Below are 25,537 nucleotides of genomic sequence, written 5' to 3'. Positions count from 1 at the left end.
TCATTTGAATTAATGGTAATTTTTCATTACCCGCGCCATCATCGGCGTTTCCACCAATGTGTTACCGCGTAAAGCGCGTATTACGAAATGGTAAAATTGCTATCTTTTGTCTTTCTCGTCGACTTTCTTGCCGGTCTTTTTTTCGTCGTCTTCCCGGCCTGAGAGGTCTTCGCCGTTGTTCCCTTACTCCCGCTCTTTTTACCTCCCTTGCTTTTGGAGGAGGAAGCGGACGCGCTTTTCCCGGTTGCCGGATTCTTTTTTACCGTTGCGGCTTTCGCCTTCAACGCATCGATTTCTTTTTTTAGTTTGGCCGCCGCCGTGTTTTCCGTCTTCAGTTGCACCGTCAGATTTTTTATTTTTTGCTGTTTCCGTTTCAATGTCGCCATCAATTGCTTTAATGATTTCGCTGGCATGACAGGTCTCCTTTCAAAATACCAGAATTGTCATACATGACTTAATTAAATCATAAGTGACTTTTTTGATCATCGGTAAGTGGTTGCCGAATTCTGAATGAAAAATTATGCGCGGCGCCCATGTCGTGCCTTCCGTACATTATTCGATTTCAGCCGGGATCCGATCACCTCACGCTCCTGATATCGTATGCAGCATATATCGGTGAGTATTACAAGCAAGCGAAAAAAAGGCCATCCCCCTCGAGACAGGGGATGGCCGCGTCGAACAAATACGTATCAGCAGTCCAGGTCCGTAATAAGACCGACGTAATACTGGGCAATGAGAAGGGCATCGACGATGTCTATGGTTCCGCTGCAATTCACATCCGCGCAGGCGCGCGCTGTGGCATCGGAAAAATCCAATATGACACCGACATAGTATTGCGCGACCTCGAGGGCGTCGACAATATTCGCCGTGCCGTCGCCATTGACATCACCCATCGTTTCACATTGGTTTGGCGGATTTGTCACGGGCGGATTGGTCGGGGGGTCTGTCGGCCCCGGTGTCGGTTCCGTGCTTTCCGAATAGAGCCTGCTCTGCGGAACGATTTCCTTTTCCTGCCACGTGCTCGACCAGGAGAACTGCATCGTCGCATCTCCCGAGTTTTCATAGTACTCGACCCTCACACTGTACCTCTGCCCGGCATTCAGGCTTATCGTCCCCGAATATTCCTCGGCAGCGTGATCCTCCCACCTGTCGATAACAGCCTGGTTGTTGATGTACACCCGGCCGCCGTCATCGGAGTTTTCATAAAATGTGTAGGTATCGGTATACACGGGTTCGATCTCTCCCGTCCAGCGCACGGAAAATCCGTCCGACGGTATATCGGCACCGGGCGAATCGCCCCCCCAGTTGAAATTGATCGTCGCGTCCGTCCGTGTCATGACGAGAGTGCCGAAACCGGTTCCCGAATAATATTCGCCTTTCAACCCGTTTCCCGTCCCGGGCTGGGCGGTTGGTCCCGGCGTCGGCGTCGGTGTCGGCGGCGATGTCGGTTCGTATTGCGGAGGACTTCCGCCGCTCTGGCACGCGATCAGGGCGACAAGACAGGCATTGTAGTCGAGGGCGACCTCCGAATACTGGTACTGGTCGATGCTGTCCTGATACTGGTCACTTTGATCGGGGCCACCGACAAGCCCACCGGTCAGGGTGTATTCACACGGACACGTTTTGGAAGGGCAAGCCGCACGGTGGTGTGGGCACCTCGGATAATTACTGCCCACCCCGATGATATAGCTTCTCCCGGCGGGATTGCTTCCCTTTATATAACTGAGTATTTTGCTTGCCATTGCCCGGTAACCGGATCGTTTGCTGTCGGTACTGACAGGGGAGTCGGCCCACAGTTTCAGGAGGAATCCCGCGGCGGACGCGTATCGCAGACACCCCCATGAATCGAGCCAGGGAAGTCCCGCTCCGGTCATATTGATTCCGCCGTCATTCCACCAGTCGAGGTGCCGTTCTATCCACTCGATATATACCTCTTTCTGGGTGATCTGTGCTAGTTTGAGGACCGCCCCGTACCTGCAGTCGTCCCAGCAGTAGGTCCATTGATAGTCGTCGTTCAATTCCTCGAAGTATTGTTCCGCTTTTGCGAGATACGTGGTATCCTTTGTCCCGAGATAAATCCAGATAGCTGCCCAGACAAGTTCGTCATAAAAACCGCTGTGCGACTGGTAAAACCCGTTCGCCGCCGTATAATCGTCGTCGCTTTTCGAATTTTCGGCCATCGAATAAAGGGTTTTTGCCGTATTCATATCTCCGCCGCTTACCCCGGCGACCGAAGCGATAGCAAAAGCGGCCGCGGTCCCTCCCGCGACACAGGAGACCTTGCTTCCCGTCGACGTCGGTCGCGTGCCGGTCTGGTCTTCAGGGGGGCCCCAGTAGCCGTGATCCGCCCCGGGATCACCGACCTGGTATTTTATCGACCCGCTCGTACCGCAACTCCGCAGGTACGACAATATTCTGCTTACCGGCGTCGAGACGCCGGAAGCGCCGTATTCGTATGCCGCCCATGACATCATCGCCGCCGAAAACGCCATCGGCAAATTGAACTTGACGTGATCTCCGGCATCGTGATACCCGCCCGAGGGATTATCTGAGGTATGACAACTCCCCCTCCATGAAACGGTCTGTCCGGTTCCGCAAATGTTATAGGAGAAAAAATTAATCGCCTCCGACATCTGTGAGAAACCAAGTGACGCCGTACATAAAACGACAACCAATAATAATATCATTTTCTTGTTAATCATACCATTACTCCTTTCAATTTACTATATCTTCCTATGCCCTTTCGGGCAGACAACTGCTTATAAGTATTATTGCCATTCACAATTATGGCATAATGCCGCCCATATTTCAGGGAGGCCATTATCATTATACGAAAACCCTTTATCAGGGGAATGCCGTGACAGGAGAAGGCCGAACGTCACACGATCGCCCGCGTCGTGAAAACCGTCCCGGAACTCGCCTTCCGTATGGCGGCCGCTGAGCCATTCAACCAGTCCTCCGGTAACACCGGGACCGTATTTATCGGCATCGTAAACATAAACTGACTGTTGTAATGCTTCCGAGAAATCGGAACTGCAGGTGAATGCCGGGATGGTGACAAGCGAAAGCGTCAGGAACAGGATAACACCCATCCTTTTTTTGTCATAAAACATTTATTTCTCCCTTCGTTGTTTTCTTTTTTTTCACTTTTTTAATAAACCGTCAGGGATACATCTGTTTTTCTTCTTTCATCCCTCTCTTTCAGGGAATTCTCTTTTCTCCTTTTACATACATGTACCTTCTTCAGGGACGTTCCCTCAGAAGGCCGGGTATGGGTCGTGATTCTGTAAAAAATCGATCATCCTTTTCCAATGAAATAATAACACATAATGAGTTTATTTACATCAGCATTTTCACCTATTTTTTTATGATATTTTTACTTATAGTCCATCATTGTAATCACTGATATTCCGCGCCATCCTTTTTTACCCCGCTCCGGACGCAATTCCGCACCCCGCGAACGGCAGACGGTACCGTTATTAACGATTGTCCCGGAACCCCGATATTTCTCCGCTTCGATTGTACCCCGCAGAAGCGAATCATCCCATTTTTTTTAAATATATTCACAAAATTCCTGCCGCTATTTGATGAATCCGCGGGAATATTGTATATTTGTCTTTCTATGAACGACAAAAACGAAAAAGGTGTGATAAACCGGCTTGCCAATTATATCGTGTGGCGGCTTAAAAAAAGACAGGTGTTCGCCCTTGTCGGAAAGGCCGGCACCGGTAAAAGCTTCAGGGCACAACTCATTGCGGACAAATACAAAATCGAACTCATCATCGATGACGGACTCTTAATAAAAGAAAACAAGATCGTCTGCGGAAAATCGGCTAAAAAAGCGAAAAGCCCACTGGGGGCGATACGAACGGCATTATTCGATGACCCCGAACAACTCAAGGAAATAAAAGACGCGCTTGAAACGTCGAACTTCAAGAAAATACTCATCATCGGGACGTCAAAAAGAATGGTGGAAAAGATTGCGCGAAAACTCCGTCTTCCTCATATTTCAAGAATCGTCAATATCGAGGATATCGCATCGGAAGAAGAGATAGAAGTTGCAAGAAAATCACGGGAGCATGAAGGCAAACATATCATTCCCGTTCCGGGTATCGAAGTCCAGATGAATTATTCACATATTTTTTTCGATTCGATAAAAATTTTTTTTAAAAGGAAATTCCGGCTCGGGCAAAAAAAGAAAATTTTTGAAAAATCGATTGTCACGCCGGAATACAGCAAGCGGGGGAAACTTTCCATTTCCGAAGCCGCGCTTTCACAGATGATATTACACTGTATCGACGAGTTCGATACCAGACTCAAGGTGAACAAAATCATCCTCGTACGGCAGGTAAACGGTTATATTCTGAAAATCATCATAAAAGTACCGTACGGCATGGAGCTTCCGCACGTCGTCCATGACCTTCAGACCTACATTATCAAAAACATCGAAAAATACACGGGGATCACATTAAAGGAAGTAAATATAATAATTGGTACTATTACTTAACGAAATTGTGCCGAAGATAAAAATAGGGATAGGTAAGCGAGGCTGTTCTGCAATCTGCCGTGCGATTGCCGTACAAGCTCTTTTCGTGCGAAATAAATTTGACAGATCGCGCATTCCTTTATTAAGATATTAAGTAGCAGGAGGAACCATGAAACGACTCCTTACGGCATTTCTTCTCATATGCGTGACACTCTCGGTATTCGGCCAGACACAGAAACTCTTTCAGGCCAAAAGCGATCATTACCGGGTCTATTCCGATGTCGGTGAAGCGTATGCGCAAGAGGTCGCTTACATGATGGAAGCGGCATTAAAATTGTACAACAGTATCTTTCATTTTGACCTCTCCGCCTTGCAGGCTTCTTTCAGAATTACCATCTACAAGGACAAAGCCGGTTTTGACCGTTATCTGGAAAAACTACTCGGAGAAAGCCGGGATGATTTTGTCTATATCCATTACAGCGATATCCGAAAATGCGAACTCGTCGGTTTTAAAAAAGACGATGTGAAGGATTTCACCGTTTCTCTGCTTCATCAGGGGCTTATCCAGTGCCTCAAGTCATTTGTCCCTTCCGTCCCGTACTGGATCAGTGAAGGCGTCGCCGCCTACATTGAAACCTCGACCTATTCCATGTCTGAAAAAGCCGCGGTTTCAAAGACCGTCGAAACGGATGAGGACGCCGGGGAAGAAAGCGTAACGGAGGCTGAAGACGAATCCGGAGAAGAAACCGTACCAGCTTCCGATGATGAAGAATCGGCCGAATCCTCAGCTTCCGAGAAATCGGCCGCCCCTTCAGCTTCAGGCACCTTTACCCTCAATAAAAGCCTTCTCTGGCTGGAGACACTCAAATCTCTTATGAAGGGAGAAGGCGGAGATAGCGGCAGGAAACTGCTTCCCCTTTCGGATCTTCTTTTGATCGACAAGGAAGAGGTCGTCTCAAAGATCGATGTCTTTTATCCGCAGGCATGGGGACTTGTCTATTTCCTTCTCAACACTGATAATAAAAACTACAACCGTCTTTTCTGGGATTCCCTCAATCTGCTCGACCCTTCCCTCACATTGAAAGAAAACTCGGTCAATATAAAAAACAGGATCTTCAAATGGATCGCCCTTGATACCTTCAACGAGCACTTTCGTAGCTATTTCGATTCGCTAAAAACCTTCAACGACCTCGTGACCGAAGGACTCGATCTGTATACGGAAAACAACCTCGAAGCCGCAAGCGAGCGTTTCGTGAAAGCGATCGATCTCAAACCGTCACATTATTTTCCCTATTACTACCTTGGACTCATCGCCTACACGCAAAAGGATTATTACAAGGCGGAAGAATACTATCTGGAGGCCCTCGAACTCGGATCCGATAAGGCGCTCACCTATTACGCACTCGGTGTCAACGCGTACGCGGACAACAATTACGAAAACGCGATCGTTTATCTCAATGACGCGAAAAAACAGAATAAGGAAAAATACGGCGAAAAGGTCGAATTGATCATCAACAGGATCGAAAGCGAAACAAAAGGAATCGAAGATTTCATGGATGGCGGGGAGACCGATATCGATTTTGAAAGCGGCGGTGCGTAAACAACACGGGCTGCCGGTCTTTTGGAAACAATGACGAAAAAGCATTAGTATCACGATAAAGAAAAAATATGGCCGATATATTTGTGCTTCACAACACGATACAGGAATACGCATGGGGAAGCCGCAGTTATATTTCAATGCTTTTAGGCAGGAATATCCCTTCACCCCGCCCCGAAGCCGAACTGTGGATGGGAGCGCACCCGCGCGGGCCTTCGAAGGTGACGCAGGATAACGGCGAGGTTTCGCTTATCGATGTTATCGAATCGGACCCGGAAGGAATACTCGGCGAATATGTTGTACAGAGATTCGATAAAAAGCTTCCGTTTCTCTTCAAGGTGCTTGCTTCGGAAAAGCCCCTTTCGATTCAGGCACATCCGGATCGAGTGCAGGCTGAAGAAGGGTTCAGGCGAGAAAACGAAAAGGGAATCCCCCTTGACGCCCCGTATCGCGTGTATCGTGATAAAAATCATAAACCGGAAATTATCTGCGCACTCACCCCCTTCTGGGCTTTGAACGGGTTCAGACCGATACATGACATCACGGACACCATTCGAAAAACAGGAAGCGCCGCCCTCATGAGTCGGCTCGACCTCATCGAATGCGGACGGGAGGAGTCCGGCCTGAAAGCCTTTTTCCGTTCGATCATGACCATGGGAGACGATGAAAAGAGGGAGGCAATCGAGGCGGTCCATGCATTCGCCCGCGCGAACGCGGACAATTCACCGTCGTGCAGATGGATATGCGATATTTTCAGGGAATATCCTTCCGATACCGGTATCTTTGCCGTATTGCTTCTCAATCTCGTCAACCTTAAACCGGGCGAAGCGATGTTTCTGCCGGCGTGCCGGCTACATTCGTATCTGAACGGCGTCGGCATCGAACTGATGGCCAACTCCGATAATGTCCTCCGCGGGGGGCTTACCCCCAAACATATCGATATACCGGAGTTGTGTAACATCATCGATTTCAGGGAGCATCCCGTTTCCATCCTCCGTCCCCGCCAGAATCGCAATCATGAAAAACGCTACGCCACCCCAGCCGAAGAGTTTCTGCTTTCATCGTGTGCGGTCACCCCCGGAAGACCCTACAGAAGCCCGGCCGATCGAAGCATTGAAATCATCATCTGCACGGAAGGGAACGCCTCTGTTCGCGGAAGCGATGACGAGCGGGAGATACCGATGAGACGCGGGAGATCGATCCTGATTCCGGCCCGGCTTCGGCGGTATGAGATTTCGGGGAACGCGCTTCTCTATAAAGCGGCCGTTCCGCTTCCCTGTTAACGGCTCACGCAGTCCGTGTTTCGAAAGGAACCGACAATGCCGCTTTACCGGAGGTCGGTTTCCAACGGTCTTTCAACGATCCTCAGATAAAGATGTTTTTCAAAATGATATACGAGACGATCACCGTCGATACGATGATGATAACGATAAACGGAACGATGACGGTAAAAACGTGATAACTGAATGTGGTAAATTTCATCGACGGTTTCTCGAGAATCAGATATTTGTCGTCAGGCAGGTTTTTATGAATCCTTCTTAATCGCAAATTGAATTTTATGATTTCGTTCTGTGTCAAAAAAAGATATATGATACCGATGATGGTAATACAAACCGACAGGATCACAAGCACCGCCGGCTCGTAGAACATGGGATTCCTGTTTTCAAGCATCATAAAAACACCGAGAAGGAGTATATTGAGTGCGAGGCAGTAACAGGTAATCGCCCATTGCTGCCGCCTCATGTGCTGAACCTCCCCGCAGGTATGCTTGTAAAAAAACAATATATTGTTCTGATCAAGTATCGAACCGTAACGTTTTTGCATGATCCTTTTCCTCTTCTTTCTGTTTCATGAATACCGTTATACCTCTACCATTCCATTGTCGGCAATACACGTTTTTTTTTCACTATATTGTCAAAAATCGTCGAAAAAGTCTTTATAAAGGCATGTCGTTTGAGTGCGAGAGGGAAAAAGATCAATAATTTGTATGATCAGGTCATTACGTTTGCCCGATTTTTTTTTTATTCTTTTAGCGTGAAAGGAATACATATCGTGAACCATCATGGACATTTATTGCGTCGTACGGGATGTTTATTCGGATTGTGTTTACTACTCGCAGTTGTAAGCGCCGTCCCCCTCGCCGCGCAAAAGCGGCCCCCGATTGACGATGTCGTCAAACGTATCGACGATCTGTACAGGGCGGACTCCAGTTACGGCGTTTTGCTGATGAACATCACCAACCCCCACTGGAAGAGGTCGTTGCGGATGAGGGTGTGGACAAAAGGCACTGAAAAAACCCTGATCCGTATTCTCGAGCCGGAAAAGGAACGCGGTGTCGGCACATTGCGGATCGAAAACGAAATGTGGAATTATCTTCCGAAAACCAACAAGGTGATAAAAATACCGCCTTCGATGATGATGAGTTCATGGATGGGATCAGATTTCAACAACAACGACCTTGTCAGTGAGTTCACCTTTGTCAAGGATTATCGTTTTGAATACACTGAGGTCGACGACGGGGACGAAAATACGCTCTATATCAAATGTACGCCCAGGGAAGGGAGGCCGATCGTCTGGGAGTATGTCGTCATGGCGGTTATACCCGGCTCGCTGATCCCGAAATGGCAGCGATTCTATTCGGAGAATGACGAACTGATGAGGACCATGTATTACCGGGACATTAAAACGTTCAACGGGCGGGAAATCCCCTCCGTCATCGAACTGATCCCCACCGGTGAAAAAGAAAACAGCACGGTGCTCGAGTATCTTGAACTCGATTTCGAACAAGCGGTTCCGGATTCGTTTTTCACATTGCGGAATTTAAGAAAATTTTGACCGATATTTCAATGAATGGTTATATAAGGAAGAAAACATGATATCGATGAAAGTCGCGTTCCGAAACCTGTTCAGACAAAAAAAACGTACCGTTTTTACCGGTTTGAGTATGTTTGTCGGATATGTCCTCGCCTGTATTTCAATCGGCTGGGCCGACGGGACATACAATTCCATCATCGATAATTTTACCGGAAACGAACTCGGGCACATCCAGATTCACAGAAACGGCTACCTCGACAAACCGGATATCTATACGTCAATCGAAGAGACCGGCCGCATCGACGAGGTACTCGATGAGATCGAAGATGTCGATTCCCATACCGCGCGAATCTATTCATACGGCCTCCTTTCATCTGGGGACAAAAGTACGGGGGTGAGAATAATCGGTGTGGAGCCGAAAACGGAAAACGAAACCACGAACATGGTCCGGAAAGTGAAGGACGGCAGGTACTTCGGTGAAAACCCGAAGGACGTCCTGCTCGGTACCACCCTTGCCGGCATACTCGAAACAAAACCGCTTGATTCCGTTGTGATCGTTTCCCAGGCCGCAGACGGCTCCATCGCCAACGACCGGTATGAGGTAGCCGGAATCATCGATACGGGAGATCCGGCCGCCGACAGAAGTTCCATCTATCTGACGCTCGGGGCGGCGCAGGACCTCTTCGTGCTCGGCGGCGGCGTGCACGAAATCGTCATTACCGTTTCCAGCCTCGGCAGGGTCGACGACACCGTGAAAACAATAAAAGCGAGACTCAACGACCCCGACCTGGAAGTGGTCCCCTGGCAGGTATTTGCACAAGAGTTCTACCGTGCGATGCAGGCTGATAAAGGCGGCATGTATATCATGCTCATGGTTATTATACTGGTTGTCGCCATTACCGTGCTGAATACCATACTCATGGCGGTGCTGGAACGGCAGAAGGAATACGGCGTCCTCCGGGCATTGGGGACCCGGCCTATGCAAATAGTCAGGATGGTGATAAGCGAAACACTTCTTTTATCATTGGCGAGCATACTGATGGGTGCTGTAATCGGATTCGTGGTCAATGCCCTTCTCTCACAGCACGGGATACCGCTCAGCCGGCCGCTCGAATGGGGGGGGATGTATATCGAGTCAATGAAATCGGAGCTTACCATCCAGTCGTTTTTCCTTCCGGCAATCACGGTTATTGGAACGGCTTTCATCGTATCGGTCTTTCCGGCAATAAAGGCCGCGCGTACCGAACCGGCGATCACGATGCGTACCATCTGAAACGTATTCATCGATGAGATAACAAGGAGAAAAAGGATGTTTTTTATCAAAATGGCGCTGCGTAATATTTTCAGGAACAGAAAGAGGGCTTTCCTGACAGGTCTCATTATCGGTGTGGGACTCGCCTCACTGATGTTTACCGACGCCCTGGTTATCGGGATGAAAGAAAACCTCATCGATTCGGTGACCGCAACCTTCCTGGGAGAAGCGCAGATACACCGGGAAGGTTTTACCGACACACAGAACAGCGACAAGACGATTGCCGGAGAGGCAGATCTTGTTTCCGGACTCTCAACCGACGCGACAATCGACAATATTACGCGGCGGGCGATAGGGTTCGGGACGATTTCATCGCCGTCGAACATCGGTTCCGTCATGATATACGGGATCGATCCCTCATCCGAACCCGCGCTTTCTAAAATCGATGAAAGCATCGTCTTAGGGGACTATTTGGAAGAGTCGAAGGGCGGGGTGTTAATCGGCAAAAAGCTCGCAGAACGCCTTGAAGCGACGACGGGAAGCAGGATCGTTCTTACCCTTTCAAAAGTGAACGGGGGTGAGCTTTCCCAGAACCTCTTTCGCGTCCGGGGGATATTCAAAATAAACAGCCGTGACATGGACGAGTCGGTTGCCTTTATCACCCTCAAAGACTCACAGGAGATGATGGGATTGGGGAACGATATCCATGAAATCGCCGTTACCTTTACCTCCTCCGATTATGCGGTCCGCCACGGGAGGCGGTTCGAGCAAACCTATTCGATCGACGGCAACAGCGCGGCGGCGTGGCCGGCACTCGTTCCCCAGATGAGTAATGTCCTGGCGTTGACAGATGTTTCGGTTGCCGTTATGGTGGTTATTGTATTCGCGGTAATCGTTTTCGGCATCGTCAATACGCTTTTTATGTCACTCTACGAAAGGCTGTTCGAATTCGGTGTATTACGGGCAATCGGGACAAGGCCGGTGGTGACGGGACTGCTCATTACAACCGAAGCCGCTTTTCTGGCACTATATTCGATTGGTATCGGTCTTATTCTCGGATGTGCGCTCAATGGCTATTTTGCCGTTGCCGGCATCGATTATACGGGGCTTGAGTTGGCGGGGGCGACATTCCGGGAACGGATTTATACCGTTTTCCAGCCGCGGCAATTTATCATCTATCCGCTTATCATTCTGCTGTTTACCGTTGTGGTAAGCATATATCCTGCCCGGTTCATGAGTAAAATGCGTATTGTCAGGGCATTGCAGCGAACACTTTGATATGGGAGGAGAGGTTATACTATGGGCAATGACAGGATTATTATCGAAGCGAAGAACGTAAAAAAGGACTACCGGACGGACGGTGTCGTCGTTCACGCCCTGCGTGGGGTAACCCTTACCATCGAAAAAGGGGAGTTTACCGCGATCGTCGGGCCTTCCGGGTCCGGGAAAACGACTTTTTTGAATGTCGCGACCGGTCTCGATTCGCCGACGGAAGGAGAAATATGGCTCAACGGAAAACTCATTTCGAATATGAGCGGAAATGAACTTTCCGATTTCAGAAGGGACAATATCGGTTTCATTTTCCAGGCCTACAACCTCATCCCCGTCCTCACGGTCGAGGAAAACATCGAATACGTGATGATGCTTCAGGGGGTTCCGAAAAACGAACGCCATAAGAGGATTACGTCGATATTAAAAAATATGGGTATGGAAGACTTTCACGACAGATTCCCGAATAAACTTTCGGGCGGCCAGCAGCAGCGGGTGGCGGTCGCGCGCGCCATGGTTTCCTCACCAGGACTTATCCTCGCGGACGAACCGACCGCCAATCTCGATTCAAAAACGGGCGGCAGTCTGCTGGATATGATGCGAAGCCTGAATGAAGAGACCGGAATGACTTTTGTCTTTTCGACACACGACCAGCATGTCGTCGAACGGGCCCGGCGGGTAATCATACTGGAAGACGGGGTAATTTTAAAGGAAAAAAAGCAATGAGGAAATCGACCGGAATATTCCTGGCGTCCGCCGTATTGCTTTCGGCTTTTCCCCTGTACGGCGCGGATTGTTCGTTTCACGGGACATACTCATCCTCGTTATACGGATTGTATAATCCGATGTTCGAAAATCGCTTTTACGGCTATGCCCTCTCTCCGCTCGATGCGGAAATGAAACTCTCTCCTTCGGAATGGCTCGAGTTTTCCGCCTCAGGTTCCCTTTCCGTCAGACTGCTTCCGGAAGGCCTCCCGCAGGATATCGTTTTAACCGGCGGACGAGCCGATGATAATTTTCTTATCGCAGACCCACCGGAACGTATCCTGCCTCCGGGCGACGCGGATGCGGAAAATATCGGTCTTTACATCGACCTTGCCGGGCTTGCCGCGACGATATATCTGCCGTTCGCGGACGTGTATATCGGGAGACAGCTTGTTTCATGGGGAAGCGCGCATGTCATCAACCCCTCGGACATCTTCGGTCAACAGGGGCTCACCAGGACGGACACGGGAACGAAAAAGGGAATCGACGCGGTCAGGGTACGTATCCCCTTCGGCATGATGAACGAGATCGATCTTGGGTTCGCGGGAGGGAAAGATCTCCTCATCGAAGAAAGCGCTTTCTTCCTGCGAATCAAGGGCTACTTCCTCGAAACTGACGCCTTTGTCCTAGTCATGGACGACCGGGAAGACCTTCTTATCGGTGTCGATATCACACGCCCGATCGGAAAGGCGGGGACGTGGATAGAGGGTGTCACCGTCATCCCGGACACCTTTGCCGCCGGAGGGGAGAATCCGCGTACTGATCATACCTATGTCAAAACATCGGCCGGAATCGATTATCAATTCAACAACTCGTTCTACGGTTTTATCGAATATCATTTCAATTCGGCCGGAAAAACAGATCCTGCTGACTACGCAGATATTCCTGTAAATCCCGGCGATAATCCGGCATATGATGATGGAAAGACCCCGCTCATGGGAACTCATTATCTCGGGGCCGGATTCACGTATCAGATAACCCCGCTATTGCCTATTTCGACCCTGATTCTTTTCAACATCTGCGATCAATCCTTTCTTCTGAGTTCGGAGATTGAATACAATTTCGCTGAAAACATCTACTTGACCGGAGGGATCTCGGCAGGACTGGGAAAGGAACCGGAGAGTCTCGGCGGTATTGTAACATCGTACGGATCCGAATTCGGTGCATATCCCATGGTCGTCCATACTTCTTTGAGGATTTATTTTTAGAAGCCGGATACGGTATCCGGTTACCCATCGGTCGTCACGGTTTCGCTTTCAGGCTGAATATGCGGGGGCTTCCGTCACCGACTCCGGACGGAAGACGGCTGAAGTTAAAACCATCTCCAAAGGAGCAACTTCTTTTGGACGTCGAACTTCCTTTGGAATTCGTTTGCTTGTGGTAATCAAACGGAGAGGACAATGACAAGATGATTAAAGAAAGACACGGAAGCATTAATTCACTTGACGACCTCTACAGGGCGGTCCGGAAGACCATGACGATCCGGAAGAAAATGGTGAAAGCATATTTTAAAAACAGAAGATGGGCGGCGAATGACATCCGGATCCTGCAATCCATCCTTGACGCGCTCAATGACATACCGAAGTCGGACGGAAACGCCCTTCTCGATACCCCGTTCAGCCGGAAGATGAAAGTGGATGTGAGTTACGAAATAAAGGAACTCGAAAAAGATATCGAGTTTCTCTCCCCCGGCCGCAAGGATTCATTGACCGATTATCTGGCCCGTATCCATACAGAATTCGCATCACAGGTACGCAACGGCGTCAAATTCCTTTCCGGTTTTCGGATTCGAAATCTCGTCACCGACCGTGACGGAACGATCAACAATTACTGCGCCCGGTACCGGACGTCGGTCCAGTCGATCTATAACGCGGTGTATCTGACCTCGTTCGCTCAGGCCCTGACCGGCCGCGCCGTGATTCTCTCATCGGCCCCATTGCGGGACATGCTCGATGTGGTCATCGATCCGTTCCACCTTTTTATCCACGCCGGTTCCAAGGGAAGGGAGTTCATGGACGAAAAACGAAGGAAACACATCTGGCCCCTCACACCGCAGGAAAAAAAGATACTGAAAACACTCAATGAAAGGATAAGCGCGTTATTGAAAGAAGGCGAAAACCGGCTTTTCCTTCAGATCGGGTCCGGATTCCAGCAAAAATTCGGGCAAACGACAATCGCCTATCAGGACACCTTCGAATCGGTTCCCAAAGAAAAATCACGGGATTTCATCCGGCGCGTAAGAGAGATTATTCGCATAACGGATCCCGAATGCATTTTCTTCAGGACGGAAGAAACCGGCAAGGATCTCGAGATCCTGCTGACGGTAAAGGAAAAGGACCGGGCGCTGAAAGACTTTGATAAAGGCGACGGTGTCCTTTTTATCGACGGCAACATCGAGGGCGGTATTCTCGGTAAAACCACCCTTGTCTGCGGAGACACCTTTTCAGACCTTCCCATGCTCCGCAAAGCGATGGAGAGGGGCCGCGGGAATATAATTTCGATATTCGTCACCGGGGATACCGGTCTCCGGAACCAGGTCGCCTCGGTCTGTCCCGAAAGCTTTTTTACCGATAATCCCGATATTCTTGTGGCCATATTGTTTGCGGCGGGCCTCCAATGCGAAAGGAGGTTCCTCCGTTAGCGGTGGGCATCGGAATACCCTCCCCTGTACGGGTATATTATTATATAATCAGAAAGGAGTTTTTTTGCACATGAAATTACGGCAGTTCAGAGGGATTGTATTCGATCTCGACGGCGTCATCACTCGAACCGCACTCGTCCATTACAAAGCCTGGAAAAAAACATTCGACGCCTTCCTCGAAAAAAAAGGAAGCGAGGAAGGAAAAAAATATCGTCCGTTTGAATATGAGGAAGATTATATTCCCTTTGTCGACGGCAAGCCGCGTTATGACGGCGTTCAAAGTTTCCTCTCATCCCGCGATATTTCACTTACCTACGGTGAACCGGGAGACAGCGGAGAAAAGAAGAGCATTTGCGGAATCGGAAACAAAAAAAACGAAACGTTTCGCGAACTGGTTTCCACGGAAGGAGTGGAAGTCTACGAAGGGGCCATTGCGTTTATACGGAGTCTCAAAAAAAAGGGGATACGACTCGGGGTGGCCTCGTCCAGTAAAAACTGCCGGTATATCCTCGAAAAAACGGGTATCATCGATCTCTTTCAGGCAGTTGTCGGTGGGCTTGTTTCAAAAGAAATGAAGCTGAACGGCAAACCGGCCCCCGATATTTTCATCGAGGCCGCCCGGCGGCTCGGGCTTACGCCCGACGAGTGCGTGATGGTGGAAGACGCGCTTTCGGGTGTTGAGGCCGGAAGCAACGGAAACTTCTCCCTCGTCATCGGAATCTCCCGTAACGGAAACAACTCGGACGCGCTTTACGCCCACGGGGCCGATATGGTGGTGAGGCACCTTGGTGAAGTCGACTATAAAGCCATAAAACACTGGTTCGATGAGGGGCTCGCAAAGGACGGGTGGTCTCTTTTGTACCGAAGCCATAAACCGGGTGAAGAAAAACTGCGGGAGGCCCTGACGACCGTAGGGAACGGGTATTTCGGAACACGAGGATGCCTCGTGAGTGAGAAATCCTCCGAGTATCATTACCCCGGCACCTATATCGCCGGTGTCTACAACCGGCTTCCGACTGAAATTCACGGTAACACGATTTACAATAACGATCTGGTCAATTGCCCAAACTGGCTGCTTTTACAGATCAAAATCGGCGATTCGGGCATCGCCTCCCTCTACGAATCGGAGATTCTGGAATACAGGCAGGAACTCGATATGAAAAATGCCGTTCTGAAAAGGGAAATCACCTTCAAGGACGAAAAAAACCGGATAACGACATTCAAAACATACAGGTTCGCGAGTATGGCCAATCCGCATTATGCCGCCCTGAAAGTCGTCGTCATTCCCCGTAATTATTCGGAGCCGGTCACCGTCATTTCAGCCCTTGACGGGACGGTCATCAACTACGGGGTGGAGCGTTACCGGAATCTCAGCTCGAATCACCTTTCATCGGTCTCCGAACATGAAGCGGACGACACCATGTTTCTCGTGACCCGGACCAATACATCGAAAATATCGATATTTACCGGGGCGAAAACATTGATCGCCTCGAAGCACAAAAAGGGGAATCCGGTAAGGGAAACGACTATCGATGCAGGATATATTTCGCAAACCCTCACGATAGACTGTCTCAAAGGCGAAGCGGTGGAAATCCACAAGCTGGTGAGTATTTTCACCTCCAATGACAGGGACTCGGACAATCCCGAACATGACTGGGTGAAAAGCCTTGATCATATCGGGTCATTCGATACCATGCTGCAGTCCCATACACTGGAATGGCACAAACTCTGGCAGGTGAGCGATATCGAGATTCACGGGGACCGGTTCGTTCAAAAAGCGGTCAGGCTGCACCTGTATCATCTGATGTCGACAGCCTCGGAGCACAACAAATATATCGATGCGGGGCTCCCGGCCAGGGGACTGCACGGCGAGGCTTATCGGGGCCATATCTTCTGGGATACAGTGTTCATCCTTCCTTTTTACAATCTTCATTTTCCCGGCATCTCCCGCTCCCTGCTTATGTACCGGTACCACAGACTCGATGCGGCACGGGAATCCGCCCGCAGGGCCGGATACGCCGGGGCGATGTATCCATGGCAGTCGGCGGACAGCGGAAAAGAGGAATCACAGACCCTTCATTTCAATCCCCTTTCCGGAGAATGGGATCCGGATCTCAGCAGCCTGCAGCGGCATGTCTCTATCGCGATTCTCTATAATATTTTCCGGTATTTTTATACCACCATGGATACGGATTTCTTATACAATTACGGGGCTGAAATGATCATTGAAATCATCAGGTTCTGGGCGAGTCTTGCACATTTTGAGGATGCCGACGGGAAATATCACATCGAAGGGGTGATGGGGCCGGACGAATTCCACGAAAAATATCCCGGAAGCGAAAAAGGCGGATTCAGGGACAATGCATACACCAATATAATGGTCGGCTGGCTTCTGCACAAGGGGATTAAGATGATGGACGAAATGCCGGCCGCGATTACCGAACGTCTTTCGAAAAAGATCGGCTTCGAGCCGGAAGAAAAAGAGAAATGGAAAGCGATACGCAGCAAACTCAAGGTCGTCTTGCAGGAAAACGGGATTATATCTCAATTCGACGGTTTCTCCAAACTCAAGGATCTCGATTTCAAGGCGTACCGTGAAAAATACGGGGACATTCACAGGATGGACAGAATTCTCAAATCCGAGGGAGACACACCAAACAGATACAAGATGGCAAAACAGGCGGATGTCCTGATGGTCTATTATCTTATCGCACCGGGGCAGGTCAATCATATTCTTGATATCATGGGCTATGATACCGGACTCAGCCCGGAGGAATTGTTCAAGAGGAATTACGAGTACTATTCCGGCATTACCACCAATGGGTCGACCCTCAGCCACATCGTCCACGCGTCGATCGTGAAATATCTTTCCACGCACACATCCGAGAAATGGGAAAGGTTCCTGACGGTCATGAAAAGCGATATCTCGGACATTCAGGGGGGCACGACCCAGGAAGGCATTCACACCGGGGTGATGGGCGGCAGTATAAGGATTATATTCAACAGTTTTGCGGGGATCAATCTCTTTACCGATTACATCCATATCATGCCCGAACTTCCTTCTCACTGGAAATGCCTTTCTTTTGCCTTCAAATATAAAGACAACCGGTATCGTCTTCACATCGACAGGGAAAAAGTAACGGTGACCGTGACGGGAACGGGAGAAAGCCCCGCGATTGAGATCAACGGGAAAACGTATCGCCTGAAATTCGGCAGAAAAACGGTATTCGCCTATATGCCGCGAAATCATGAAAAAGAAAGGAAGCAAGAAGATGGCTGATATTTTTTCACATTCGGACGGAGAGACGGCGGCTGCGGAATATGGAGCGGAAACGGATGAAAACAACGCCTGTTTGAAACGGGGGCCCCTGATCATCGCCTCATGTGAGTCCTCTTCCGGATTCGCATCCGAAGTGTCCCGCATCTACAACCGGTTTATCAGGTCGCGAAAAGACTCATGGAAGAAAAAGGTATCGGGGAATTGTATATGGGTATTTCCCACAACCTCTTTTCGAAAAAGGCTTATCGAAGAATCATGGAAATGCGGAAGAAATATTCGTTGCGGAAACTCGATGTCACGAACAGTATCCCGCAAACCGAAGATTTCAAACAGCTTCCGTTTTTCACCGAATACGACCTTGCGGTGATTTTCGCGAATGAAATCGGCGGATCCGGCCGGTACTTTCCGGAAAGAGATCAACGGTAACGCGATACCAATCATTTATAACAAGGGAGCATTTATGGTAGCGTGTTAAGGAGAAATATAAATACAAGAAGGAGGAATTATCATGGATTTGATCAAATATCGAATGGCGATTGTCAACAATGATAAAAAGGAAACGGAAAACCTGCGCCGCGAACTCATCGAAGCGATCCAGCAGGACGCCGACATCACCGATGCGACGAATATTTCCGTCAATGTGACTGGTAAAAAGGCGACCGGCACAATATCGATCGAATTGTTCGGAAAGGTCAACAACGAAACAGACAAAGACCGGGCGGGTGAAATAGTCGAAAAGAAGGTGGAAGATAACGCCACGGTGGAAAACAACATAACGATCGATCCCGGTTTCCAGACACCATAGGCATGAAAACACTTTCGGGAGTGGGAAAATGATCAGTAATAAATAGAATATGCCACTTAATGTTAATCGTCTAATTTCTGATAGTTTTAGTCTGTTGTTATATTTTTACCAATATTAAGGAGGTTATATGAAAAAACGAAGAGTTTTCATTATGTGTATCGTGTGTGCCGCTTTGTTTTTTCTGGCGGCATGCCAGCCGAAAGAATCGAATGTCACCGTGCTCGGCGTATGGGGCGGCAGTGAACTCGAGGTATTCAACAAGATCATTGACAATTTCGAGCGTTCGAACAATGTCAAGGTCGAGTTTGAATCCACGCGCGACATAAATGCGATTCTCACATCGAGAGTCGAGGCGGGAAATCCGCCCGATATCGCGATTCTTCCGCAACTCTCACTGGTCGTGGATCTCGCAAAAGAAGGAAAACTCCTCGCGCTGAATACCATCGTCGATATGAAAAAGATCCGGGAAGGGTATTCGCAGACATGGCTCGATCTCGGTTCCGTTGACGGCAAATTTTACGGATTGTTCTTTAAAACCGCGGTCAAGGGACTGGTCTACTACAGCCCGGAGGCTTTTGCCGATGCCGGTGTATCGGTTCCGGAAAGCTGGGATCAGTTGCTTGCGATCTCGAACGATATCGTCGATCAGGGAAAAACACCCTGGGCCGTGGGTATCGAATCGGGAGACGCAAGCGGTTGGCCGGCCACGGACTGGATAGAAAATATATTTGTCCGTTCATTCGGGCCGGAGTCCTACCGTGACTGGTATGAAGGAAAACTCGCATGGACATCGGAGCAGGTAACACTCGCGTGGAAACGTTTCGGCGCCATCGCCGCCGATAACAAAATGGTCTATGGCGGAAGGGACGGCGTCATTTCCACAAGTTTCCAGGACGCGGCCAATCCGGTTTTTTCCAGTCCGCCGAAAGCCTATATGATCCAGCAGGCGAGCTTTATGGCCGGTATGATACGGGATAATTTCCCCGACCTCTCATACCCCGCGAATTTCAATTTCTTTGTGCTCCCCCCCATCAACCCCTCGTATTCGGCGGTCGAAATCGGGGGCGACGTTCTCGTTGCCTTCAATGACACGCCGGGGGTAAAGGCCTTTATGAATTATCTCGCGACTGCGGAAGCCCAGGCGTATTTCGCCCAAACGGGTGCGACCATGCCGAACAAAAACCTGTCGATCGACGCCTACGAAACGGATATCGACAAGGAGTTCGCGAGAATCTTAAACGACGCCGATACGGTCGTATTCGACGCGTCGGACATGATGCCGAGTGAAATCAATTCGGCTTTCTGGTCCGCGACAATCGACTATGTCAGGAATCCGGAACGGCTCGATGAAATTCTGGCCGGACTGGAAAATGTCCGCAAGGATGTTTATGAATAACCTCTACCGACCGTGATGACGGCCCTGAGCCGTTCAACGATAATGAAGCGGGAATGTTTCATGCACTCCCGCTTCATTGTGATTAATGACGGGGAGAATAGTTCGATCTCGATGAAAAATGACGGCGGATGACCATGCAGAAAATCATTATCGCAATCGCTTATGGGCTTGCCATACCTTTTGTCTTCTTTTTGTATATGTTCGCGACAGAGCGTATATCAGCCTCAAGAAAAAGCGGGAGGAGGGGTGCGACCCTCCTGCCGTGGCTCTGGCTGGCACCTTCTCTGGGCGTCCTGTTGTTTTTCCTTGTGTACCCGATAATCAATACGATCATCATCAGTTTCATGAATGCCGATTCGAGTGAGATCGTCGGATTCGACAACTACGCTTTCATTTTTACCAACAAGCACATGCTTGTCGCACTCAGGAACAATCTGCTGTGGATCGTCTTTTTTACCCTTGTCACCGTCGTATTGGGTCTGATACTCGCGGTCCTGACGGACAGAATACGGTATGAAGTCGCCGCAAAAGCGATCGTTTTCCTCCCCGCCTGTATTTCGTTTGTGGCCGCCGGGATTATCTGGAAGTTCATGTATACATACAAACCGAAAGGTGAGCCGCAGATCGGGACCCTGAACGCGGTCCTTTCGTTCATGTTTCCCGATTTCGAACCCCAGGCATGGCTTTTCAATCCCGCATTCAACAACTGGGCGCTAATTCTCGTCGGCATATGGATATGGACCGGTTTCGCTCTGGTGATATTCTCTGCAAGCCTGAAGGGGATATCGGCAGATCTTATCGACGCGGCGCGAATCGACGGCGCGGGTGAGATCGCCATATTTTTCCGAATCATCCTTCCGCTAATGGCGAGAACGATCACCGTTGTGGTCACCTATTTCGTCATCAATGTTTTAAAAATTTTCGATATCATCTATGTCATGACCAATGGCAATCTCGAGACCGAAGTGATCGCGAACAGGATGTACAAGGAAATGTTCACCTTCAGAAACTTCGGCAGGGCGGGCGCCATCGCCGTCATCCTGTTGATCGCCGTTATCCCCGTTGTCGTCATGAATATCAGACGCTTTTCACGTGGAGTATCGTAATGAAAAAGAAATCCGCTTCCGATGTGAAAAAGATTGAAATGGGGAGAAAACTCGTAAAAGGAGTTTTCGCGTTTCCCGTGCATCTTGTCATTATCCTCATCTGCATCATCTGGATCATGCCCTCGCTTGGTCTCCTTGTGAGTTCACTGCGGCCGCGCCATCTCATCAACCAGTCCGGCTGGTGGACCGCCTTTCGGACACCCTTTCAGTTTACGCTGGACAATTATATCCACGTCATCGATACGAACAACATGGGCCGCAGCTTCCTGAACAGCCTCATGATCGCGATTCCGGCGACGATATTCCCCACCATTATCGCCGCGTTTGCCGCCTATGCCTTTTCATGGATGCGGTTTCCCGGCAGAAACCTCCTCTTTCTCTGCATTGTGGGCTTTCTCGTCGTTCCGATTCAGATGACCCTGATCCCCGTTTTACGTGTCTTTAACCGGCTGCATCTCACCGGTACATTTTTGGGTATATGGCTGGCCCATACGGCCTACGGACTCCCCTTTTCAATATATCTATTGAGAAATTTTATCGATGAACTGCCCTTCCAGATGCTCGAGTCGGCAAAAATGGACGGCGCCTCCCATCTCCGGATTTTTATCGCGATCATCCTTCCGACCTCCGTCCCCGCCATCGCCTCGCTTGCCATTTTCCAGTTCATGTGGGTGTGGAACGATCTGCTCGTCGCGCTGATCTATCTCGGCGGGACCCCCGATGTCGCACCGATGACCGTGACCATAAGTCACCTCACGAGTTCATACGGAAGCGGATGGCAATATCTGACCGCAGCGGCTTTCATTTCGATGATGCTCCCCATGATCATTTTCTTTTCGATGCAGAAATATTTTATCCGCGGCATCACGGCGGGCTCGGTAAAGGAATAATTCCATATGAGGCACCGGTGAGGTTCCCTCTCAAGAAATACGCGTGCCGTATCATTGTAAAAAAAGGCCGTTCATTACCGCCGGGGCGGAATCATTCCCCGAGCGACCTCGTGAAGACGACGTTTGTCCCGGTTCCTTCAACATCATGAATCAGAATATCTCCGCAGGAAACCGGGACGCCGACCGTCATGCCGTACAGGCGTCGAAGCAGGGGACGGATATGTTCCCTGAGAAGGGGCTTGTCGGTTTTAACCGGAACGTACGGGTTCTTGAGTGATTTTGTTTTCACCGTCGCGGTGACGATCCGTTTCGGGGCGGAAAACTCTTCCCGCCCGTATACCTCACCCCGGGGGCATTGATTACCCGTCACACCCACCGAACCGTCTTCATCCTGTGAGACGACCAGGCGGCACCCGAGGGGACATGAAATACAGATCATCTCCTTTTTCATTGTTCGTTATCCTTTTCACCGGAGGGAAATTTCAACCACATTGTGGTCCCCCGGATCTGCCTTTTCGACATCGGCCGGCTTCAAAATCGTCCGAACCATTTCCGAAGGCTGTACGTGCAGAAGTTTTTTCGTCCTGACGACCTTCCCGTTCAGTGAAACGGAAAGCATGACATTGTTTTTCACGATAAAGGGGCGGAAAAACAATATAGTGTCCTTTTGGTAATGAAACTTGTTCGGAACGACATAGATGACATTCGGTCCCGCCTTTACCGTTCCCTGAGAAGGTGGCGGTCCCTCGGATGTCAAATAACGGGCGACACAATCGGCGCACCGCCTCGATTCTTCCGAAACAAAATCCACCAGGTCGTGGACATGCAGGACGTTCCCGCAGGCAAATACTCCTTCGACGGATGTCATATAATTCGCATCGACATAGGGCCCGTGGGTATCCTGATTGATGGCAACGCCGATTTCCTTTGACAATTCGTTCTCCGGAATCAGTCCCACCGAAAGAAGGATTGTGTCGCATTCGATGGAAAAAGCCCGTTTGTGATCGGCCTTGCCGTCGACCAGTGGCGCGACCTCGACCCCGGCCACCCTGTCGCGTCCGAAAATTCCGGTAACCAGGTGACTCAGATAAAGGGGGATATTGAAATCATTGAGGCATTGGCTGATGTTCCTGCTCAATCCCGAGGGATAGGGAAGAATTTCCGTTACCCCAGATACCTTCGCACCGATCCATGTCATTCGCCTTGCCATAATGAGACCGATATCGCCGGAACCCATGATCACGGCGTTTCTTCCCGGAACATATCCTTCGATATTGATCAATCGCTGGGCAAGCCCTGCGGTAAAAATACCAGACGGACGCGTCCCCGCAGTACCTATATTGCCGCGGTTTCGTTCGCGGCATCCCATGCAGAGAATAACGGCCGGGGCCGTAAGAACGAGCACACCGTAGAAGGGAGAATAAACGATCACCCGCTTTTTCGGGGTCCCGGCATCGATACCGACCACCGTCGAGTTGAGAAAGACATCGACGGCCGCACGACGCCCGATTTCACCCACATACCGCTCGGCATATTCTGGCCCGGTAAGTTCTTCCCGGAACTCGTGAATGCCGAAACCGTTATGAATACACTGGTACAGTATTCCCCCGAGAGTTTCTTCACGGTCGACAATCGCACATTCGAGCCCCTTTTCCGCACAACGCACGGCGGCGGCCATACCGGCCGCCCCGCCGCCGATAATGACGGCATCATAGGCTTTACCGGTCCGCTGGTTCATGGTTTTCCGCCTTTTCCGGCTGTTGCGATGCATTCTTTTCCGGGTACCACCCATCCGTGGATATATGACCCTGAATAAGAAAACTCATACCGCCGCGTTTGGTCAATTCGTCAGCCCCCGTTCCCGTCTCCCGCATGAGAATTTTCATTATCTTGTAGGTACAAAAGCCTCCCTGGCACCTTCCCATTCCGGCACGCGTATAAAATTTGATACCGTCGAGTGTCGTATGGCCTTTTCGAATCGCCTCGACAACCTCCGCTTCACTGACACATTCACACCTGCAGACGACATGCCCGTACGATGGATCTTTTTCAATAAGTTTGGTGATCTCTTCGGCACCGGAATCACGTATCCGGTGGGGTTTCCCGATAACCGGATCGAAACGCCTTTTTTTGACGAGTCGCAAACCGCGGTCCTCGAGCAACCCGGTCACATACAAAGCGATGGCCGGCGAGGCGGTAAGCCCCGGCGACTGAATGCCGGCAACCTGTATGACGTTTGGCGCCTTTTTCGATAGATCGATATAAAAATCGTTTCCTTTCAACGTCGGACGCAGCCCGGCGAAGGATGTGATAATTTCCTTCTTCGATATGGCGTCCACCATCCTCCGGGCTTCCGAAAATACTTCTTCCAGATTTTTATATGTCGTTGAGTAATCTTCCTTGTCGTTGATATCTTCCGCCGTGGGGCCGATCATCATCGTTCCATAAACCGTGGGTATGATGAGAATTCCCTTCGAATTCGAGCGGGGAACGGGAAAAATCACCTGACGGGGGAACCCTTTCGCGTTTCTTTCGAGTATATACTCCTCTCCCTTTCTCGGGATTATTTTGAAATCATCAGCATGAAGAATTCTCGACACATCATCCGCGTGGAGTCCAGCAGCATTGATCACATAACGCGACCTGACCTTTTCATTGTAGGTGGAATAAAGGGTATAGACTCCCGCGGAATATTCGGCGCGTTCGACATTGAAATCGGTATGGAGATCGACACCGTTTTTTCGGGCGGATTCCATAAGCGAAAAGACGAACTGATACGGTTCGATAATGCCGCCCGAGGGCGCGTAGAGTCCCCCGATCACGTCACGGTTGAGTCCCGGTTCGAGTTCATGTATCTTGTCCCTGTTGCAGATAACGATTCCCTCGACACCGTTTTTTATCCCCTGCTCATGGAGGACATTGATGACTTTCATTTCTTCATAGGAAAAGGCACAGACGATGATGCCGATTCTTTTGAACGGGAAATTGAGTTCCCGATGCAACTCGTCGAACATCCTGTTTCCCCGTGTCTCGAGTGTGGTTTTGAGTGCGCCGGGCTTATGGTGAAATCCCGCATGAATAATTCCCGAGTTGGCTTTCGAGACGCCGAATGAAACATCGACATGTTTTTCCAGAACGGCGACATCGAGTCGATATTCGGAAAGCTTCCGCGCGATCGCGCTGCCCGAGACACCCGCACCGATAATGACGATATCATAGAGGGGGATGCTCATGCC

22 protein-coding genes are annotated in these 25,537 nt (G+C 49.9%); 15 read left to right on the top strand and 7 right to left on the bottom strand.

Translation table 11 applies throughout. From position 1 onward, the window contains the following. Nucleotides 1-80: 80 nt before the first annotated feature. The 3 genes from JW881_09455 to JW881_09445 all read right to left on the bottom strand — a co-directional run bounded on the left by JW881_09455 (nt 81) and on the right by JW881_09445 (nt 3,113). Entirely contained in the window at nt 81-413 is a 333-nt protein-coding gene (locus JW881_09455; protein ID MBN1697728.1) for a hypothetical protein, read from the bottom strand. Nucleotides 414-689: 276 nt separating this feature from the next. Next, nucleotides 690-2,702: a glycoside hydrolase family 9 protein gene (locus tag JW881_09450; protein ID MBN1697727.1), complete on the bottom strand. Its 2,013-nt coding sequence runs from the start codon at nt 2,700-2,702 to the stop codon at nt 690-692. A 66-nt stretch (nt 2,703-2,768) separates the two neighbouring features. Then, a complete protein-coding gene (locus tag JW881_09445) occupies nt 2,769-3,113 on the bottom strand; it encodes a hypothetical protein (GenBank protein MBN1697726.1) in 345 nt (114 codons plus the stop codon). Nucleotides 3,114-3,646: 533 nt separating this feature from the next. Between JW881_09445 and JW881_09440 the strand changes: the two genes are divergently transcribed. The 3 genes from JW881_09440 (at nt 3,647) to manA (ending at nt 7,366) form a co-directional block, all read left to right on the top strand. Further along, the gene (locus JW881_09440; GenBank protein ID MBN1697725.1) at nt 3,647-4,507 is read left to right on the top strand and encodes a hypothetical protein; all 861 of its coding nucleotides are present in this window, start codon (nt 3,647-3,649) and stop codon (nt 4,505-4,507) included. 148 nt (nt 4,508-4,655) lie between these two features. After that, the gene (locus tag JW881_09435) at nt 4,656-6,086 is read left to right on the top strand and encodes a tetratricopeptide repeat protein (protein ID MBN1697724.1); all 1,431 of its coding nucleotides are present in this window, start codon (nt 4,656-4,658) and stop codon (nt 6,084-6,086) included. A 68-nt stretch (nt 6,087-6,154) separates the two neighbouring features. Further along, nucleotides 6,155-7,366, top strand: coding sequence for a mannose-6-phosphate isomerase, class I (manA, locus tag JW881_09430; GenBank protein MBN1697723.1), 1,212 nt, complete (start codon nt 6,155-6,157; stop codon nt 7,364-7,366). An 82-nt stretch (nt 7,367-7,448) separates the two neighbouring features. Here manA and JW881_09425 read toward each other — a convergent pair whose 3' ends face one another. Further along, on the bottom strand, nt 7,449-7,907 hold the full coding sequence (locus JW881_09425; protein MBN1697722.1) for a hypothetical protein: 459 nt from the start codon (nt 7,905-7,907) through the stop codon (nt 7,449-7,451). 228 nt (nt 7,908-8,135) lie between these two features. On the opposite strand from JW881_09425, the gene JW881_09420 reads away from it, so the two are divergent. From JW881_09420 to JW881_09365, 12 genes are all read left to right on the top strand, one after another. Then, a complete protein-coding gene (locus JW881_09420) occupies nt 8,136-8,918 on the top strand; it encodes an outer membrane lipoprotein-sorting protein (GenBank protein MBN1697721.1) in 783 nt (260 codons plus the stop codon). A gap of 37 nt (nt 8,919-8,955) precedes the next feature. Further along, nucleotides 8,956-10,170: an ABC transporter permease gene (locus JW881_09415; GenBank protein ID MBN1697720.1), complete on the top strand. Its 1,215-nt coding sequence runs from the start codon at nt 8,956-8,958 to the stop codon at nt 10,168-10,170. Between the two features lie 36 nt (nt 10,171-10,206). After that, nucleotides 10,207-11,427 (top strand): ABC transporter permease, encoded by a 1,221-nt coding sequence (locus JW881_09410; GenBank protein ID MBN1697719.1) that lies wholly within the window; start codon nt 10,207-10,209, stop codon nt 11,425-11,427. A 21-nt stretch (nt 11,428-11,448) separates the two neighbouring features. After that, the gene (locus JW881_09405) at nt 11,449-12,144 is read left to right on the top strand and encodes an ABC transporter ATP-binding protein (GenBank protein MBN1697718.1); all 696 of its coding nucleotides are present in this window, start codon (nt 11,449-11,451) and stop codon (nt 12,142-12,144) included. Then, the gene (locus tag JW881_09400) at nt 12,141-13,391 is read left to right on the top strand and encodes a hypothetical protein (protein ID MBN1697717.1); all 1,251 of its coding nucleotides are present in this window, start codon (nt 12,141-12,143) and stop codon (nt 13,389-13,391) included. The genes JW881_09405 and JW881_09400 overlap by 4 nt, the downstream gene beginning before the upstream one ends. 200 nt (nt 13,392-13,591) lie before the next feature. After that, complete coding sequence (locus tag JW881_09395) at nt 13,592-14,824, top strand: hypothetical protein (protein ID MBN1697716.1); 1,233 nt, start codon at nt 13,592-13,594, stop codon at nt 14,822-14,824. Between the two features lie 70 nt (nt 14,825-14,894). Beyond that, complete coding sequence (locus JW881_09390; protein MBN1697715.1) at nt 14,895-18,104, top strand: beta-phosphoglucomutase family hydrolase; 3,210 nt, start codon at nt 14,895-14,897, stop codon at nt 18,102-18,104. A 177-nt stretch (nt 18,105-18,281) separates the two neighbouring features. Beyond that, entirely contained in the window at nt 18,282-18,530 is a 249-nt protein-coding gene (locus tag JW881_09385) for a hypothetical protein (GenBank protein MBN1697714.1), read from the top strand. Between the two features lie 82 nt (nt 18,531-18,612). Continuing rightward, nucleotides 18,613-18,909, top strand: coding sequence for a BON domain-containing protein (locus JW881_09380; protein MBN1697713.1), 297 nt, complete (start codon nt 18,613-18,615; stop codon nt 18,907-18,909). A gap of 127 nt (nt 18,910-19,036) precedes the next feature. Continuing rightward, nucleotides 19,037-20,305: a carbohydrate ABC transporter substrate-binding protein gene (locus JW881_09375; protein MBN1697712.1), complete on the top strand. Its 1,269-nt coding sequence runs from the start codon at nt 19,037-19,039 to the stop codon at nt 20,303-20,305. 128 nt (nt 20,306-20,433) lie between these two features. After that, on the top strand, nt 20,434-21,411 hold the full coding sequence (locus JW881_09370; GenBank protein ID MBN1697711.1) for a sugar ABC transporter permease: 978 nt from the start codon (nt 20,434-20,436) through the stop codon (nt 21,409-21,411). A 38-nt stretch (nt 21,412-21,449) separates the two neighbouring features. Further along, nucleotides 21,450-22,301, top strand: coding sequence for a carbohydrate ABC transporter permease (locus JW881_09365; protein MBN1697710.1), 852 nt, complete (start codon nt 21,450-21,452; stop codon nt 22,299-22,301). Between the two features lie 91 nt (nt 22,302-22,392). Here the strand turns inward: JW881_09365 and JW881_09360 are convergent, their stop codons facing one another. From JW881_09360 to JW881_09350, 3 genes are read right to left on the bottom strand one after another with little or no spacing between them, the layout of a single operon-like run. Further along, the gene (locus JW881_09360) at nt 22,393-22,752 is read right to left on the bottom strand and encodes a DUF1667 domain-containing protein (protein MBN1697709.1); all 360 of its coding nucleotides are present in this window, start codon (nt 22,750-22,752) and stop codon (nt 22,393-22,395) included. A 15-nt stretch (nt 22,753-22,767) separates the two neighbouring features. Next, nucleotides 22,768-24,039, bottom strand: coding sequence for an FAD-dependent oxidoreductase (locus tag JW881_09355; GenBank protein MBN1697708.1), 1,272 nt, complete (start codon nt 24,037-24,039; stop codon nt 22,768-22,770). Next, entirely contained in the window at nt 24,020-25,534 is a 1,515-nt protein-coding gene (locus JW881_09350) for an NAD(P)/FAD-dependent oxidoreductase (protein ID MBN1697707.1), read from the bottom strand. The genes JW881_09355 and JW881_09350 overlap by 20 nt, the downstream gene beginning before the upstream one ends. Nucleotides 25,535-25,537: the final 3 nt, after the last annotated feature.

It is taken from the genome of Spirochaetales bacterium (genome assembly GCA_016930085.1).
Classification (GTDB): Bacteria; Spirochaetota; Spirochaetia; order SZUA-6; family JAFGRV01; genus JAFGHO01.
Note: the sequence above shows the minus strand (reverse complement) of the source record. Positions and strands in the feature narration are given on the sequence as shown.

Coding starts and splice junctions, on each gene's coding strand:
- JW881_09455 (MBN1697728.1), bottom strand. CDS start 413: ATGCCAGCGAAATCATTAAAGCAATTGATGGCGACATTGAAACGGAAA.
- JW881_09450 (MBN1697727.1), bottom strand. CDS start 2,702: ATGATTAACAAGAAAATGATATTATTATTGGTTGTCGTTTTATGTACG.
- JW881_09445 (MBN1697726.1), bottom strand. CDS start 3,113: ATGTTTTATGACAAAAAAAGGATGGGTGTTATCCTGTTCCTGACGCTT.
- JW881_09435 (MBN1697724.1), top strand. CDS start 4,656: ATGAAACGACTCCTTACGGCATTTCTTCTCATATGCGTGACACTCTCG.
- manA (MBN1697723.1), top strand. CDS start 6,155: ATGGCCGATATATTTGTGCTTCACAACACGATACAGGAATACGCATGG.
- JW881_09425 (MBN1697722.1), bottom strand. CDS start 7,907: ATGCAAAAACGTTACGGTTCGATACTTGATCAGAACAATATATTGTTT.
- JW881_09415 (MBN1697720.1), top strand. CDS start 8,956: ATGATATCGATGAAAGTCGCGTTCCGAAACCTGTTCAGACAAAAAAAA.
- JW881_09410 (MBN1697719.1), top strand. CDS start 10,207: ATGTTTTTTATCAAAATGGCGCTGCGTAATATTTTCAGGAACAGAAAG.
- JW881_09405 (MBN1697718.1), top strand. CDS start 11,449: ATGGGCAATGACAGGATTATTATCGAAGCGAAGAACGTAAAAAAGGAC.
- JW881_09400 (MBN1697717.1), top strand. CDS start 12,141: ATGAGGAAATCGACCGGAATATTCCTGGCGTCCGCCGTATTGCTTTCG.
- JW881_09395 (MBN1697716.1), top strand. CDS start 13,592: ATGATTAAAGAAAGACACGGAAGCATTAATTCACTTGACGACCTCTAC.
- JW881_09390 (MBN1697715.1), top strand. CDS start 14,895: ATGAAATTACGGCAGTTCAGAGGGATTGTATTCGATCTCGACGGCGTC.
- JW881_09385 (MBN1697714.1), top strand. CDS start 18,282: ATGGAAGAAAAAGGTATCGGGGAATTGTATATGGGTATTTCCCACAAC.
- JW881_09380 (MBN1697713.1), top strand. CDS start 18,613: ATGGATTTGATCAAATATCGAATGGCGATTGTCAACAATGATAAAAAG.
- JW881_09375 (MBN1697712.1), top strand. CDS start 19,037: ATGAAAAAACGAAGAGTTTTCATTATGTGTATCGTGTGTGCCGCTTTG.
- JW881_09370 (MBN1697711.1), top strand. CDS start 20,434: ATGACCATGCAGAAAATCATTATCGCAATCGCTTATGGGCTTGCCATA.
- JW881_09365 (MBN1697710.1), top strand. CDS start 21,450: ATGGGGAGAAAACTCGTAAAAGGAGTTTTCGCGTTTCCCGTGCATCTT.
- JW881_09360 (MBN1697709.1), bottom strand. CDS start 22,752: ATGAAAAAGGAGATGATCTGTATTTCATGTCCCCTCGGGTGCCGCCTG.
- JW881_09355 (MBN1697708.1), bottom strand. CDS start 24,039: ATGAACCAGCGGACCGGTAAAGCCTATGATGCCGTCATTATCGGCGGC.
- JW881_09350 (MBN1697707.1), bottom strand. CDS start 25,534: ATGAGCATCCCCCTCTATGATATCGTCATTATCGGTGCGGGTGTCTCG.